Source organism: Massilia sp. CT11-108, assembly GCF_047302915.1.
In the GTDB taxonomy this organism is placed as follows: Bacteria; Pseudomonadota; Gammaproteobacteria; order Burkholderiales; family Burkholderiaceae_D; genus Telluria; species Telluria orientalis.
In genome coordinates this window covers 1-784 of record NZ_JBKYMO010001065.1, presented here as the reverse complement: position 1 = coordinate 784, position 784 = coordinate 1, and the positions used below count along the sequence as shown (strand labels likewise).

General features: G+C 73.1%; 2 protein-coding genes. Both read left to right on the top strand.

The annotated features are described in order from the left end of the window. Positions 1-217: TlpA family protein disulfide reductase (locus ACEN88_RS33155; protein WP_413346552.1), on the top strand; the 217-nt coding region annotated here is incomplete at its 5' end. Then, on the top strand, positions 217-784 hold a 568-nt coding region (locus ACEN88_RS33150), incomplete at its 3' end, for a DMT family transporter (protein WP_413346550.1). The genes ACEN88_RS33155 and ACEN88_RS33150, both read left to right, overlap by 1 nt.

Sequence of the window (784 nt, the reverse complement as noted above, 5' to 3'; positions counted from 1 at the left end):
GCTGTGGACGTCGGCCGCCGAACTGGCGGCCTACGCGAAGGCGCATCCCGGCACGCCGCCGGTCGCGCTCGATCGCGAAGGCGCCGCGTTCGCCGCCTTCGGCATCCGCGCGATTCCGAGCGTCGTGCTGCTCGATGCGCAGGGCCGCGTGGCGCGCGTGCTGGGACCGGAGGAGCGGGGGCTCGATGCCGCGCTGCACGCGGCGAGGGGGCAATGATGAAGAAGAGCGACATTGCCTGCCTGACGGCGCTGGCCGCGCTGTGGGGCGCATCGTATCCGTTCATGCGCGTGTGCGCCGGCGAGTTCGGCGCGCTGACCTTGGCCGGTGCCCGCGCCGCCATCGCCGCCGTGCTGCTGCTGCCGCTGCTCGGCGGCGACTGGCGTGCGTTGCGCCGGCACTGGAAACCGGTGCTGCTCGTGGGCCTGACGAATTCCGCGCTGCCGTTCGTGCTGTTCGCGCTCGCGGCGTTGGGCATCAACGCGAGCCTGTCCGCCATCTTCAACGCGGCCACGCCGCTGTACGCGGCCGTCATCGGGCGCGCGTGGCTGGGCGAGACGATCGGCCGTACACGCGCCGCCGGGCTGGCGCTCGGGTTCTGCGGCGTGGTGTGGCTCGTGGCGGACAACGCCGGTTTCAAGCCGGGGGCGACGGGATGGGCCGTGCCGGCATGCGTGGCGGCCACGATGCTGTACGCGTTCTCCGCCCATTTCAGCAAGCGTTATCTCGCGACCGTGCCGCCGCTGGCCGTCGCCGCCGGCAGCCAGCTGGCCGCCGCGCTCATGC